A 14,377-nucleotide genomic window follows, 5' to 3' on the forward strand; every position below is an offset into this window, starting at 1 on the left:
TCTCGCGCAAATGTGAGCATGGTCACACGTGTGTTCTTGAACTACGAATGCCGTTCGTTATCAGCCGTCGTTCATTGCCCAGGTTTGCGATCTCACGGCGCGAGCATGGTCGCGACACTGCTCGTGACATCCTTCGCCAACGCGGCATTCACCGGCGCATGGTGGCTCAGCAGTCGGTACCACATGGCGCCGAAGACGAAATCGACGACGAGATCCAGCGGGACGGCCGGGGTCAGTTTTCGGGCGTCGACACCACGCTGGAGCAGTGCGCGCAGTGTCGCTCGTCGCGGGCCGATCACGGTGTCCTGCAATCGTTTGGACAGGGCTGGATCGCGCTGCGCGTCCGCCATCAGACCGACCAGCGCCTGACCCGTCACTTTCTGCGTGAGGTCGAAAGTGGCCGTCAGCAGGCGCTCGACGGCGACGAGCACATCCACCGATTCGTCCGACACCCGCAGTGCCGCATGCTCTTCGGCCAAACCGATCAACGCCTCGATCAGAATCGATGCCTTATCCGGCCACCAGCGGTAGACCGTCTGCCGCCCGACGCCCGCCCCGTCCGCGATGGCCTTGATGGTCAGGTCTTGGTAGCCATCCCGCTCGCAGAGCTCGAGCGCCGTGTGCAGGATCGCGCGCCTGGCGTCCTCGCTGCGGGGTCGACCACGGGTTCCTGTCATGCGGGTCACTTTACAAGACACCATGCCTCGAATATATTAACGAGGCACGGTGGTTCGAAAATCATCGTGTTTCGAACTTCAGGAGGATCTTGTGAACAACAAAGTCGTCATCGTTGGTGGAACCTCTGGAATCGGCCTGGCGACCGCTCGCCGACTCGCCGCCAACGGCGCGGAGGTCGTCATCGCCGGACGCAACGAAGAACGACTCGCCGCCGCACTGGCCGAGCTCGGCCCGCAGGTCACCGGCAAGGTCGTGGATGCGCGCGCCGAAAATGAACTGGCACAACTATTTTCAGAGGTCGGACCGGTCGACCATGTGGTGGTCACCGTGACCGGACCGTCCGGCACCACCCCGTTCCGCGAACTCGGCCTCGACCATCTGCAGGCCCACGTCTCCGGCAAACTGCTGCCGCACGTCGCCACCATTCAGGCGGCGCTGCCCCATCTCGCGCAGGACGGGTCGATCACGCTGGTCTCCGCCGCATCCGCGGGCGGCGCCATGCCGACAACCGCCGCGCTGGCCGCCGTCAATGCCGGTGTCGAAGCCATCGTTCCCGTGCTCGCGGTCGAACTCGCACCCGTGCGTGTGAACGCCGTATCCCCTGGTGTGATCGACACCGAATGGTGGAGCTTCCTCCCCGAGGACGCCCGCGCCGAGGTGTTCGCCGGAATCGCGGCGCAGACCCCGGTCGGCCGGATCGGCAGCGCGGACGATATCGCCAAGGCCATCGAATTCCTCACCGACAACACCTTCACCACCGGCGTGGTGGTACGCGTGGACGGCGGCGCTCGCCTCGGCTCCCCCAAATAACCCACCTCGCCCGGCTTTTTGTCACAAGCCGTGACCAAAAGCCGGGTGTGGTGGCTCAGTACGCGATGAACAGAATTTCGTCCCGGGAATAGTCGTGCCCCGGGTGGTTCTCGGCCAGATGCGCCTTGGTCTTCGCGACCAGGTCGTCCTCATCCGTCCCGACGATCTGTTCGCCGCAGGGGCAGTTCAGATTTCGCTTCATCAGCGGTCCTTCCTTCTCCCCCGTCAGTCTAAGCAGACGCCACCGGACCAAGCGGATCTGGTGGGCTTCACCGCACTCCGTAACGCGTTGTGCCGGCGCGCCGACCCCGGCGACCGAGGACACCCGACCCGCTGCGCCACGCCTGATTCGTCCGTCGCTCCCGCGTCGATCGGCGGCGGCAAATGCCGACGAAACGGCGCAGCGGGGCCTGGACATAATCCGGCAGTCCCGAACTCCGCATTGCGCTCGAAAGAGCGCAGAATGAGAGCAGGAGGTCATGATGCAACTGCTAAAGGGCCTGCTCGGCGTGGTGTTGGGGCTCGTGACAGCCGTGCTCGGCACGGTAGTCGGGATCCTCGCGGCCGTGGTCTGGCTCGTCGGCGCGGTGCTGTGCGTGACGCTGATCCTCATTCCGCTGGGGCTCCCTGTCATGCGGCTCGGCCGCCGCCTGTTCACGCTCGCCGGTCAGCTGATGCACCTTCCCTGAAGGTCGTCCTGGGCTCTTCGACGTCAGGACGCGCCGCCGACTTTCCGCGTGCGGCGACGAGCATCGGCGTGCCATCGAATCAGCGACCTGTCATGCGTCTGCGGCGTCGGCCGATGCTTCGGGGCGGCGGGGAACCAGCCACGTAGGGGTTGCACGACCGATCCGCAAAAGGCGTCAATTGCCGAGGTGACGCTGGCGATGAAGCTCGCCGCGGTGCCCGATCGGCGGCTGCCCAGGGGGAATGCTTGCTCCTGTGCCGTGACGGCGGTGGCGAAGTGTCGAAGAAGTAGGCGTAGCGCCGCACTGGGTCCGGCGCTACGCGTGCTCAGTTTCCTTGATCCGGCTGTGGATACGAACCGGGTGCGCTGCCGTCACTTCGGCTGAATACCGGGCGGAAATCAGCACCACCGGTGTCGGTTTGGACGGACTGTTCGGTTGTCAGGGCGTCGTGACTGAACAGCCCGGGCGATCGCCCATCTTCCGTACTCAACTCACGAGCCTCCCTCTGATCGGCGACGTATGGCGAATCCTGGCTTGCTGCGCAGCGGTCCGCCCGAATCAACCGTACCTTTACAACGGTGTGACGTACGCGCCGGAGATGCCACCGTCCACCAGGAACTGCGATGCGGTGATGAACGAGGAGTCGTCACTGGCCAGAAATGCGACGGCCGCGGCGATTTCCTCCGGCTCGGCGAAGCGTCCGACGGGGATGTGCACCAGGCGGCGCGCGGCGCGTTCGGGGTCCTTCGCGAACAGCTCCTGCAGCAATGGCGTGTTCACCGGTCCTGGACACAGCGCGTTGACCCGAATCCCATTGCGCGCGAACTGCACTCCGAGTTCACGGCTCATCGCGAGCACACCGCCCTTGGATGCGGTGTAGGAGATCTGCGAGGTCGCCGCACCCATGACCGCGACGAACGACGCGGTATTGATCACCGAGCCCTTACCCCGCTCCAACATGTGGTTGATGGCGTACTTGCTGCACAGATACACCGAGGTCAGATTGACCTCCTGTACCCGACGCCAGGCGTCGATGCCGGTGGTCAGAATGGAATCGTCGTCCGGCGGTGAGATTCCGGCATTGTTGAAGGCGATATCGAGTCCGCCATAGGTGTCGACGGCGGTCTGGAACATGGCCTCGACCTGAGCCTCGTCGGTGACGTCCACCTTCATGAACAGGCCGCCCACTTCGCCGGCCGCAGCCTCTCCCGCGGCGGCATCGATATCGGCGACGACGACCTTGGCACCCTCCGCCGCGAATCGGCGAACGGTGGCGAGGCCGATACCGCTCCCACCGCCGGTGACGACGGCGACTCGATCCTGTAAGCGCTGCAACACATCTCCTTAATCAGGTGGCGATGAAGACGTTCTTGGTCTCGGTAAAGGCAAGTGCCGCATCGGGTCCGAGTTCGCGCCCGAGCCCGGACTGTTTGAATCCGCCGAACGGCGTCCAATACCGCACCGAGGAATGCGAATTCACCGACAGATTCCCGGCTTCCACACCGCGAGACACCCGCAGCGCCCGGCCCACGTCATTGGTCCAGATGGAGCCGGACAGACCGTATTCGGTGTCATTGGCAATGCGAACGGCGTCGGCCTCGTCCTCGAACGGAACCACGGCGACCACCGGCCCGAATATTTCCTCGGTGAGCACCCGATCCGATGGCGCGTCGGGCAGCACAACCGTTGGCGGATACCAGAATCCGGGTCCGTCGGGCTGTGTACCGGTGAATGCAACCTTGGTCGACGGCTCGACGAACGAGGCCACCTGAGCGCGATGCGCGGCCGAAATCAGCGGCCCCATTTCGGTGGACTCCGCCGCGGGATCACCCACCCGAACCCCACGCACCGCCGGTTCCAGCAATTCCAGGAATCGGTCGAACACACTGCGCTGCACAAGAATTCGCGACCGCGCACAGCAATCCTGCCCGGCGTTGTCGAAAACACCATAGGGCGCGGTCGCCGCCGCACGCTCCAGATCGGCATCGGCGAAAACGATATTCGCGCTCTTACCGCCCAATTCGAGCGTCACCCGCTTCACCTGGCGCGCACATCCGGCCATGATCTCCTTGCCCACCTCGGTGGACCCGGTGAATACCACCTTCCGCACGGCGGGATGGGTCACGAACCGCTGCCCCACCACCGACCCCTTGCCGGGCAGCACCTGGAAAACCCCTTCCGGCACACCGGCTTCGAGCGCGAGCTCACCCAATCGGATCGCGGTGAGCGGGGTGAGCTCGGCTGGCTTGAGCACCACCGTATTCCCGGCGGCCAGTGCGGGCCCGAATCCCCATGCCGCGATCGGCATCGGGAAGTTCCACGGCACGATCACCCCGACCACGCCGAGCGGTTCATGGAAGGTGATATCGACCCCGCCCGCGACCGGAATCTGGTTGCCCAGCAGACGTTCCGGAATCCCGGCGGCGAAATGCAGCACATCGCGGACATTGCCCGCCTCCCAGCGCGCATTGCCGATAGTGTGTCCGGCATTGGCGACCTCGAGCTGGGCCAGCTGCTCGAGATTCGCGTCGACGGCCTCAGCGAACCGCCGCAGCAACCGAGCCCGATCCCCCGGCGCGACCGCGCGCCAATCGACCCCGGCCCGCTGCGCCCGTTCGATGGCCGCATCGGTCTCGGCCGCGCTCACCAGTTCGAGTGTCGTGACGACCTGCTCGGTCGCCGGGTTGACCACCTGCGTTGTCGTCACGAATTCCGTTCCTTTCGATAGGTGGCCGCCGCCTGGACCAGTGCTCGCATCAATCGCGTATCGGTCGCATCCGCCTCCGGATGCCACTGCACACCCACCAGGAACGGACCGTCCGGCGCCTCCGCCGCCTCGATCGTGCCGTCCGACGCGTGTGCGGTCGCGACCAGGCCATCGGCCAGGATGGCGACGGCCTGGTGATGGTGGCAATTCACCTTCACCTCCGGTCCGGCGATCGTGGCGACCAGGCTGTCCGGCACCGTCGTGACCCGGTTCGGGTGGAAGCCGCCCGGCGTACCCGAATGGTCGTCGTGGCCGAGCAGATCCGGCAGATGCTGGATCAGGGTGCCGCCGAACGCGACATTGACCAGTTGCAGGCCGCGACAGATCGCGAGGATCGGCAGACCGGCAGCGCGTGCCAGGGCCAATAGCTCGAATTCGGAATCGTCGCGGTCGGCTCGGAGTGGGCCGAGGGCCGCATCCGGCGGCGCGCCGTAGCGCGCCGGATCGACATCGGCGCCGCCGGTCAGCACCAACCCGTCGAGCCGATCCACCAGCTCCGCGCGCGCCACGCCGGTGGGCGGCAGCAGCACCGGTATGCCGCCCGCGCGCTCCACCAACTGCAGGTAGTTGTGCGGCAGCACCGCACTCGGCACATCCCAGGCGCCGAATCGGGCCTGTTCCAGGTAGGTCGGCAGGCCGATGACCGGACGGATCTGCTCAGAGCCGCTCGAAACCACGGATTCGCTCCCAATCGGTGACGGCGGCGTCGAAGGCGTCCAGCTCGACCTGTGCCGCATTCCGATAATGGTCCACCACGTCGTCGCCGAACGCTGTCCGTGCCACCTTGCTCTCGCCGAACAATTGCGCCGCTTCCCGCAGCGTACGCGGCACCCGCGGGCGCTGGGACCGGTAGGCATTGCCGTGGAACTCCGGCTCGAGCGGGAGCGCGTGCTCGATACCGTGCAAGCCGGCGGCAATGGTCGCGGCGACGGCCAGATACGGATTCACATCGCCGCCCGGGATCCGGTTCTCCATCCGCAGGGACAGATCCTCGCCCACCACGCGCAGCGAACAGGTCCGGTTGTCGCGTCCCCAGGCCAGTGCGGTCGGGGCGAAACTCCCTGCCACGAATCGCTTGTAGGAGTTGATATTCGGTGCGAGCAGATAGGTGAACTCGCGCAGGCAATCCAGTTGCCCAGCGAGGAAATGCCGCATGAGTGCGGAGGTGCCGTGCGGGCCGTCACCCGCGAATACCGCCGCACCCGATTCGGCACGCAGACTTATATGAATATGGCACGAATTACCTTCGCGCTCATTGTATTTTGCCATGAAGCTGAGACTGCGGCCCTCCTGAGCGGCGATCTCCTTGGCACCATTCTTGTAGATGCTGTGGTTGTCGCAGGTCACCAGCGCCTCGTCATAGCGGAATGCGATTTCGTGCTGACCCGGATTGCATTCACCCTTGGCCGATTCGACATACAGTCCCGCACCGGCCATTTCATTGCGAATGCGACGCAGCAGTGGCTCGATGCGCGCGGTCCCGAGCATCGAATAGTCGACGTTGTACTGGTTGGCGGGGCGCAGATCGCGATAGCCGGAATTCCACGCGTCCTCGTAGCTGTCGTCGAAGACCAGGAACTCGAGTTCGGTCCCGACATAGGCGCGCAGCCCACGTTCAGCGAGCCGCGCCAATTGCGCACGCAATATCTGCCGCGGTGAAACCGTGACCGGCTGACGCGCCGGTTCGACGTGCTCGACATCACACAGCACCAGCGCGGTTCCCGGCTGCCACGGCACCAGCCGCAGGGTACTCAGATCCGGCCGCAGGACGAAGTCGCCATAGCCGGTTTCCCAGGACGAGATCGCGTATCCGTCCACCGTCGTCATATCGACATCCACCGCGAGCAGGTAATTACACGCCTCGGTCGCGTGCCCGATCACCTCGTCCAGGAAAAACCTTGCCGCACAACGCTTTCCCTGCAAACGGCCCTGCATATCGGTCATTGCCACCAGCACCGTGTCGATCTCCCCTGCCTCGACGAGCGCCCGCAACTGCACCAGCTCCAGCATCCCAGTACGCATCGATAACCCCTCTCGGCAGCAACCTTGCCAACGCTAGAGCAAATGGGTCGAGCGCGTGTCCCGACACACAAAACCCAATGGTCGGTTGGTGTTGAATGGCCTGGTGGACGACCCGACCTTCGATCCGTCACACCATCCGGTGCCGACGCCACCGCGGCGGCGCGCGCTGCTGTTCGGGTCGGCGCAAACGGGTTGGCGGTGGCCGGTGGCGGCGCGGTCCGCGCTCGCATTCGGGTTGCCCGCGCTGATCGTGCTCGCGGCGGGTCATCAGCAGCAGGCGATGATCGTCGCGCTGGGTGCGTTCGCTGTGCTCTACGGCGAGGCGCGCGCGTACCGAATGCGTTGGCGGATAGTGCTGATCGCGGGGACGGGCTTTCTCACAGCGGCGGCGCTCGGTGCCGTGATCGGCGATCTGTGGCACGCGACGGCCGGAATCATCGGTGTGGCGGCACTTTCCGTTGTCGCTCTGGTCGCTAGCTATGTCATGGTCGCGACGCGGGCCGGACCGCCGGGCATGTTCTTCTTCGTGCTGGTGTGCGCGGTGGCGACGCGGATGGCCGCCGCCGGTATTTCGGTACCGGCCATCGTGGGATATACCGCGCTCGGCGTGCTGAGTTCGGTGCTGATCTCGATGAGTCCGATGCTGCGCGATGCGCGTGCGCCGGAAAATGCTGCGGTGGCGGCGGCCTTGCGTGTCGTCGATACCTATGTCGAAAGCCGGAAGGGCGGGCAGCCGTCCGCCGCCGAGCGGCATGCGGCGGGCGCGGCGCTGCATTCGGCGTGGGCCACGGTTCATGATGCGGGTCTGCCTGCCCGCGCACCGGATTCGGAGATCGTCCGCACGCTGCTGGCCGCACATCGCCAGTTCATCGGGATAGCGGACTCCGCACCGGACGTGCTCGACGAGCCGGTGCCGATGACCCGCCCGACTGTCGGTCAGCGACTGCGACGGTCGCTGACGATCCGCTCGCATGCGGCGACCACGGCGCTGCGCACGCTGGCCGCCGCCGTGATCGCGGGTGGCCTCAGTGTGCTGTTGGGCCTAGGCCGGCCGGACTGGGCCGTGATCACCGCCGTCCTGGTGCTGAATCTGGGGCCGGATCGCATTGTCGGCACTGTGCGCGCATTGCATCGCGTCGGGGGCACGGTCGTCGGGTTGATCGTGTTCGCGGGGCTGCACGTATTCGCGCCGTCGGGCGTCGTGCTCGTGCTCGTGCTCATGGCTCTGATGTTCCTGACGGATCTGTTCGTAGTGCGCAATTACGGGATCGCCGTCGTCTTCATTACGCCCTTGGCGCTGCTGATCGGTGGCGCGCTCGGTGGGCCGATACTGGTTCCCATCCGCGATCGGCTGATCGAGACGCTGGTCGGTGCGCTGGTCGCGGTTGGGGCAATGTGGGTGATCGTGCCGCGTGCGCACCGGCACGACCTGCGGTGGAACGAGTCCAGGGTGCTGCGGGTGGCCGCGGACCTGGTCGAGATCCTGCGCACGAAGCCACCAGCCGATCCGGCCGCCATGCGATTGCGTCGCGATCTGCAGTTCGAACTCGTCGGCAATCACCTCAGCGGTGTCGCCGCATATCGCGACGAACCGGCGTGGACGCGTGAACAATGGCCTCGACATGCCGAGATCGGGCGGATCGGATACGACCTGCTCGCGCAATGTTGGCTGATGCCGGCGAAACAATTGCTCACCGATCCCGACGACCTGGCCGGACAGATCGCCCAAATGACAGGTGTCGAGGATTGATCGCTTGCGGCGGCAGTCTCCTTGAGGTGTTCGAGTCGGCCGCGCACCGGCTCACCCGACGGCCCGGACATGACCACCGCGTCCGCGATCATGCGCAGCCGCCTCGCGGGAGCGGTCCCAGGTCGACTATCCGAAGCCCACGGAAACCACACCGGGCGCAATCCGTTGCGCCCGTGCCGGATCCGCCTCCGCGACCGTCACGAGGGAATAGATTAGGCCGCTCATCGACAACACAAGACCGGAATGAACACTCGAACGCCAACAGTTCCGAACCCCTATCGCCCCCTATCGGCAGTCATGCACGACGGCTACAACTACGGCGAGCATCATTGCACCGAATTCGGCATGCGGGCGCTGATCTGCGCGATCAATCGATCGTGCACGGCCACTAGGTCGTTCGCACACATCGGGCAACTCGCCGTAGCCACCTCGAGAGCGGATTTCGGCCATGGCATCGATGGCAAGGTATCCGGACATGAAGACGATCCTGATTACGGGGGCCACCTCGGGTATCGGTCTCGAAGCCGCGCAACAGCTCGCCGCAGGGGGCGATCGGCTGGTGTTGGTCGGCCGGAATCCGCAGAAGCTTGCCGACAGTGCGGAATTGGTGCTGGCCGCGGGGGCGGGAGCGGTCGATACGCTGGAATGCGATATCTCATCGCAGTCGTCGGTGCGCCAACTCGCCAAGGCGGTCGAAGCCGGCTACGACCGCATCGATGTACTTGCCAATAATGCGGGCGGCTATCACCAGACGCGCACCGAAACCGAGGACGGTATCGAGGCGACTTTCGCCACCAACCATCTCGGCGGATTTCTGCTCACCGAACTGCTCATCGATCTGCTGATCCAGAGCGCCCCCGCGCGCATTCTGTTCACCTCCTCGGTGATGCACTACGGCGCAACCCTCGATTTCGACGATCTCGGGTTCCGCGAAGGCTATTCGGGCGAAAAGGCGTACAGCCGATCCAAATTGGCCAATGTGCTCTACGCCCGCGCACTGGCCGATCGGCTGGCGGGCACCGGTGTGACGGTCAATGCCTTCCATCCCGGCGCGGTCGCGACCGGCATCTGGAATTCGCTGCCATGGTTCGGGCAACCGATCGTCGCGCTCGGCAAACGCCTGTTCTTCATCACCGCGGCCGAGGGTGCCGCCGCACTCACCTTCCTCGCGACGGATCCGAGCGTCGCCGAGGTGACCGGTGCCTATTTCCGCAAGACCCGCGAGCGCGAACCGTCGCGGCTGGCCCGCGACGATGCGCGGGCCCGCCAATTGTGCGAGGTGAGCGCGAGTTTGGTCGGGCTGTCCAAATAGGGCGTCTACGACGACAGCGCCGTCGAAACTCCTGGCAACACAGGGAAAAATGCGACACAGAAAGCAGGGGTAATGCTGCGCACACGTTTCGAGTCCATCGGCTCGTACACACCATCCACCGTCCGTTCCACCGAGGAGATCATCGCCGGACTGGCGGTGCCGAGATCCCTTGACCTGGAACGGATTACCGGTATCAAGAATCGGCGCGTCTACGACTCCAGTGATGAGGGCTACGAATCCTCCTTCGATCTGGCCCTGCGCGCCATCGAGGACTGCCTGGCGCACTCCGACTACGCCCCCGACGAGATCGACGTGGTCATCTCCGCCTCCATCACCCGCACTCGCGGGAAAGAAATCTTCTGCTACGCACCGTCTTTCGCGGTCATGCTGGGCAAGGAGATCGGTACGACGAAGGCCCGCCATTTCGACGTCTCGAATGCCTGTGCGGGCATGATGACCGGGGTGCTGGTGCTGGATCGCATGATCAAGGCCGGCGTGGTCCGCAACGGGCTGGTGGTCAGCGGCGAACAGATCACTCCGATCGCCGAGACCGCAGCGCGCGAGATCAACAAGCCGTACGACCCGCAGTTCGCCGCGCTGACCGTCGGCGATGCGGCGGTCGCGGTGATGCTCGACGATCGCGGTGACGATGACGACGAAATCCACTACGTCGAACTCTTGACCGCCGCCGACGGCGCCGAACACTGCATCGGCATGCCCAGCGACCAGGCCCCCGGAATCGCGCTCTACACCGATAACCGCGCGATGCAGAACGAGGGCCGCTACAAACAGGCCATCCACCGCATTTCCACCTTCTTCGAGGAGACCGGACGCACCTGGGAGGGCGAGAAGTTCGACTACTGGATCCACCACCAATTCAGCGCGCCCGCCATCGAGTACATCTCGCACCTCACCGAGCAGCACTTCGGCACCCCGATGCCACAGGCCCTGAACGTGCTGCACGACTTCGGCAATACCGCATCGACCTCGCATTTCGTGGTCCTGCACGAATATCTCGCGCAGCAGAAGATTCCCAAGGGCTCCAAGGTGCTGATGATTCCGGCGGCATCCGGCCTCGTCTCCGGGCACCTCGCCGCCACCATCTCCCGTCTGGAGGCCTGAGCCATGCCGACCACCATCCTCGCGGCCGCCATCAATGCCGATCTCGATACCGGCAGCTATTTCGAACTAGCGGCCCGCGCGGCCACCTCCTGCCTCGAACAGGCGGGCATTGCCCCGGAGCAGGTCGGAATGCTGATCAATGCCGGGGTCTTCCGCGATCAGAACATCTCCGAGCCCGCGGTATCGGCACTGATCCAGAAGCGCGTCGGCATCGGCCTCGAATACGCCCCCGGCCGGGTGCCCGCATTCTCCTTCGATCTGATGAACGGCGGGACCGGACTACTGCACGCGATCGCGACCGCCGAGTGCTTCTTGGTCAGTGGCGAAGTGTCGTATGCGCTGCTGGTAGCCGGTGATACGCACCCGTCGACCGAGCGCCATATCGACGGCTTCCCCTACAGCACCAGCGCGGCCGCGATCCTGCTCGGAACATCCAGTACCACAGGCGGATTCGGCGCGCTGCACACCACCGATACCGCCGGGCCCGCCGATCCGACCGCCTGGGTCGCGTTGGGCGAGGTCGGCGCGAACGGCCGCTCGGCCATGAGCACCAGGGCCGGTGCCGACGATCTGGTCGAATTGGCCGCGGTGGCCGTGCGCGACTGCCTGACCGCCGAAGAACTGGACGTCGCCGATTTCACCGAGGGCCGCGCGGTGCTGCTCGCACCCACCTGGACCCTCGCCTTCCGTGCCCGCCTGGCGGCGGCGCTCGGATTCACACCGGAATCGGTCGTCGGCGTCGATCCCTCGGTGGACAATCCGTACTCCGCGGCCCCGGTGCACGCATACGTGAGCGCGCGCGACAGCGGCGCTCTCGACGCGACACGCACGGTGCTTTTCCTGGCCGCCGACGATACCTCGGCCGCCTGTCTGGCCTACCACCAGCACGCATTCGCGCACGCCGGGAGTCAATGACACGAAAGGCATTGAAACACCTCATATTACGTACGTGTCATCAGTTGTCGTGACAGGATCGGGCCGGCGAATTAACCTGTGTTCACCGGCTGGATCATCGGGCGCGTGGACGCGTCCTTCCCGCTGCGACGATGCCGCATCCTCAGTGCACCCGAGCTGCTCGTTTTCGATGGTGCTCTCCCTCAGTCGGGCTCACCACCTCGACGAAGGGCTCAGAGTATGTGTCAGCCTGTCCCGCCACACAGTGACAACCCAGCGCATCGCGACCACTGGGCCGACTTCGCCAAATCCCGGGTCGGTCAGGCCATGGCCGTGCTCGGCACCGCGAGCACGGTCGGCCTGGTCGCCGAGCTGCTGGAGGTGGACGAGGCCGCGGTGCGGGCCGTCGTCCGACAACTCGCCGAAACCGCGCGTTTCGAACATCCGGAGGTCGGCGAGCGGATCCTGCGCAACACCCCCGACCAGGTCCGGCAGAAGTTGCACGTCCGGGCCGCGGAACTGCTGCACCATCGGGGTTTTCCGGCGAGCACCGTCGCCGACCACCTGGTCGACGCCGGTGCCGCCGGCTGCCCGTGGGCCGTCGACGTACTGCGCACCGCCGCCGAGGATGCGATAACCAATGACCAGATCGAACCGGCGGTCGATCGGTTGGAGTTGGCCTATCGCGCCACCCGGGACGCGGGCGAGCGGGCCACCATCGCGATCCGGCTGGTCTGCCTGGAATGGCGGATCAACCCGTCGACCCGCTCGCGCCAATTCACCCGGTTGAAGGCGGCACTGCGCGCGGGTCGGGTGCCGCACCACGAATTGCCCGCCGCCACCATGTATCTGCTGTGGCACGGGCAGGTGCAGCAAGCCGATCACGCACTCGGCCAGCTCAACAGCGGCGAACCGGATGCGGCGACGCCGGAGATCGACTTCCTGCGCGCCTGGCTGCGGTACTCCTATCCCCCGCACGTCCAACGTCATCCGCGACTCTTCGCGGCCCCGGCACAGCCGCCCAAGGTGCGCACCGACCAGCATTCACCGCATCGCCACGGCGCAGATCTGCTCACCGGCCTGTTCACCCATCCGCTCGACGAGATCGCCACGCTCGCGCAGCGTTTGCTCACCAGCAATCGCCTCACCTCGACCACGATCGAAACCCTGGTCGCGGCGGTGCATTGCCTCATCTACAGCAATCGGCTCGATACCGCGGCGTCCTGGTGCGAATCACTGCTCGCCGAGGCCGATGCCCGCCGCGCCCCGACCTGGCAGTCGATCTTCGCCGGGCTGCGCGCGGAAACCATGCTGCGCAAGGGCAATATTCGCGATGCGATCAGCGATGCGGCGCTGGCACTGAATTTCGTACCCGCCGAACACCTCGGCCTCTGGATCGGTACGCCGATCGCCACAATGGTGCACGCGCTGACCATCGCCGGTCGGCATGCCGAGGCCGCGGCCCAACTCGAAAGGCCGTTGCCCCGAACGATTTTCGAATCGCGCTTCGGCCTGCCGTATCTGCAGGCGCAGGGCCACCATCACCTCGCCGTCGGCCGCGCCGACGAGGCATTGCGCAGCTTCCGCCGCTGCGGCTATCTCATGGACCGGTGGAATATGGACTTCCCCTGGCTGGTGCCGTGGCGCAATGACATTGCCGCCGCCCATCTCGCACTCGGCGAGCATCGGCAGGCACAGGAATTCGCGACCAGACATCTCGAATTGCTCGGCACCGCCGACCGGCACCGCTCCGGCGGCGTCGCACTCCGACTGCTCGCCACCACCAGCGATCGCTACCAAGCGTTCCGCTTGCTGCGTGAGTCGGCCGCCATCGCCCGCACCGGCGGTGACGATGTCGAATTGGCCACGGCCCTCGCCGAACTCGGCAAGGCACACCGCAGCGTCGGCGATCACGAGCGATCTCGCACACTGATCCGCGATGCGGCGCGTATCGCCGAGACCTGCGGCGCCGAGGTGCTGCTGCGCGATGCGCTCGACGGCAAACCCCAAACCGCGACGCAGCCAACCCAACCCATGCCCGCACTGCGCCAGATTCCGGGTGGGCTCGCGACGCTGAGCCTCGCGGAACGCCGGGTGGCGGAGCTGGCGGCCCGCGGCAGGGCCAATCGCGAGATCGCCGACACACTCGCCATCACCACCAGCACCGTCGAACAACATCTCACCCGCGTCTATCGCAAACTCGGGGTGGCCCGGCGCAGCGAGCTGTACTTCGTCCTCCCGATCGGTCCGGCTGATACCGCGGTGTCGGCCACCGGGTAGCGGCCTACGATGCCGCCACAAGGACATACCGGTCCCGCCTGGACTCCGCCAAT

At 65.6% G+C, this 14,377-nt stretch carries 13 protein-coding genes and 1 pseudogene; 7 read left to right on the forward strand and 7 right to left on the reverse strand.

All coding sequences use genetic code 11. The features are described 5' to 3' along the window. Positions 1 to 92: 92 nt before the first annotated feature. Positions 93 to 677: a TetR/AcrR family transcriptional regulator gene (locus OIE68_RS22815; RefSeq protein WP_327101369.1), complete on the reverse strand. Its 585-nt coding sequence runs from the start codon at positions 675 to 677 to the stop codon at positions 93 to 95. Between the two features lie 91 nt (positions 678 to 768). Between OIE68_RS22815 and OIE68_RS22820 the strand changes: the two genes are divergently transcribed. After that, positions 769 to 1,488 (forward strand): SDR family oxidoreductase, encoded by a 720-nt coding sequence (locus OIE68_RS22820; protein WP_327101370.1) that lies wholly within the window; start codon positions 769 to 771, stop codon positions 1,486 to 1,488. A 55-nt stretch (positions 1,489 to 1,543) separates the two neighbouring features. Here the strand turns inward: OIE68_RS22820 and OIE68_RS22825 are convergent, their stop codons facing one another. Further along, positions 1,544 to 1,690: a DUF1059 domain-containing protein gene (locus OIE68_RS22825; RefSeq protein ID WP_327101371.1), complete on the reverse strand. Its 147-nt coding sequence runs from the start codon at positions 1,688 to 1,690 to the stop codon at positions 1,544 to 1,546. A gap of 280 nt (positions 1,691 to 1,970) precedes the next feature. Here OIE68_RS22825 and OIE68_RS22830 point away from each other — a divergent pair, with 280 nt between their 5' ends. Next, entirely contained in the window at positions 1,971 to 2,177 is a 207-nt protein-coding gene (locus OIE68_RS22830; RefSeq protein ID WP_327101763.1) for a hypothetical protein, read from the forward strand. A 23-nt stretch (positions 2,178 to 2,200) separates the two neighbouring features. Here the strand turns inward: OIE68_RS22830 and OIE68_RS47130 are convergent. From OIE68_RS47130 to OIE68_RS22850, 5 genes and pseudogenes are all read right to left on the reverse strand, one after another. Next, positions 2,201 to 2,428, reverse strand: a pseudogene (locus tag OIE68_RS47130) (hypothetical protein); the annotation flags it as partial. A 319-nt stretch (positions 2,429 to 2,747) separates the two neighbouring features. Then, positions 2,748 to 3,512: a 3-oxoacyl-ACP reductase gene (locus tag OIE68_RS22835; RefSeq protein ID WP_419150735.1), complete on the reverse strand. Its 765-nt coding sequence runs from the start codon at positions 3,510 to 3,512 to the stop codon at positions 2,748 to 2,750. Positions 3,513 to 3,525: 13 nt separating this feature from the next. After that, positions 3,526 to 4,884: an aldehyde dehydrogenase family protein gene (locus tag OIE68_RS22840; RefSeq protein ID WP_327101373.1), complete on the reverse strand. Its 1,359-nt coding sequence runs from the start codon at positions 4,882 to 4,884 to the stop codon at positions 3,526 to 3,528. Further along, entirely contained in the window at positions 4,881 to 5,621 is a 741-nt protein-coding gene (locus OIE68_RS22845; RefSeq protein ID WP_327101374.1) for a gamma-glutamyl-gamma-aminobutyrate hydrolase family protein, read from the reverse strand. The genes OIE68_RS22840 and OIE68_RS22845 overlap by 4 nt, the downstream gene beginning before the upstream one ends. Continuing rightward, a complete protein-coding gene (locus OIE68_RS22850; RefSeq protein WP_327101375.1) occupies positions 5,602 to 6,966 on the reverse strand; it encodes a glutamine synthetase family protein in 1,365 nt (454 codons plus the stop codon). The genes OIE68_RS22845 and OIE68_RS22850 overlap by 20 nt, the downstream gene beginning before the upstream one ends. Positions 6,967 to 7,069: 103 nt before the next feature. Here OIE68_RS22850 and OIE68_RS22855 point away from each other — a divergent pair, with 103 nt between their 5' ends. The 5 genes from OIE68_RS22855 to OIE68_RS22875 all read left to right on the forward strand — a co-directional run bounded on the left by OIE68_RS22855 (position 7,070) and on the right by OIE68_RS22875 (position 14,324). Then, complete coding sequence (locus OIE68_RS22855) at positions 7,070 to 8,716, forward strand: FUSC family protein (RefSeq protein WP_327101376.1); 1,647 nt, start codon at positions 7,070 to 7,072, stop codon at positions 8,714 to 8,716. A 475-nt stretch (positions 8,717 to 9,191) separates the two neighbouring features. Beyond that, positions 9,192 to 10,028, forward strand: coding sequence for an SDR family oxidoreductase (locus OIE68_RS22860; RefSeq protein WP_327101377.1), 837 nt, complete (start codon positions 9,192 to 9,194; stop codon positions 10,026 to 10,028). 72 nt (positions 10,029 to 10,100) lie between these two features. Continuing rightward, entirely contained in the window at positions 10,101 to 11,150 is a 1,050-nt protein-coding gene (locus OIE68_RS22865; protein ID WP_327101378.1) for a 3-oxoacyl-ACP synthase III family protein, read from the forward strand. Between the two features lie 3 nt (positions 11,151 to 11,153). Continuing rightward, positions 11,154 to 12,065 carry a hypothetical protein gene (locus OIE68_RS22870; RefSeq protein WP_327101379.1) on the forward strand — a complete coding sequence of 304 codons (912 nt, stop codon included), beginning with the start codon at positions 11,154 to 11,156 and terminating at the stop codon, positions 12,063 to 12,065. Between the two features lie 219 nt (positions 12,066 to 12,284). Then, on the forward strand, positions 12,285 to 14,324 hold the full coding sequence (locus OIE68_RS22875) for a LuxR C-terminal-related transcriptional regulator (protein ID WP_327101380.1): 2,040 nt from the start codon (positions 12,285 to 12,287) through the stop codon (positions 14,322 to 14,324). Positions 14,325 to 14,377: the final 53 nt, after the last annotated feature.

Origin of the sequence: Nocardia vinacea (assembly GCF_035920345.1) — a bacterium.
GTDB classification, from domain to species: domain Bacteria; phylum Actinomycetota; class Actinomycetes; order Mycobacteriales; family Mycobacteriaceae; genus Nocardia; species Nocardia vinacea_A.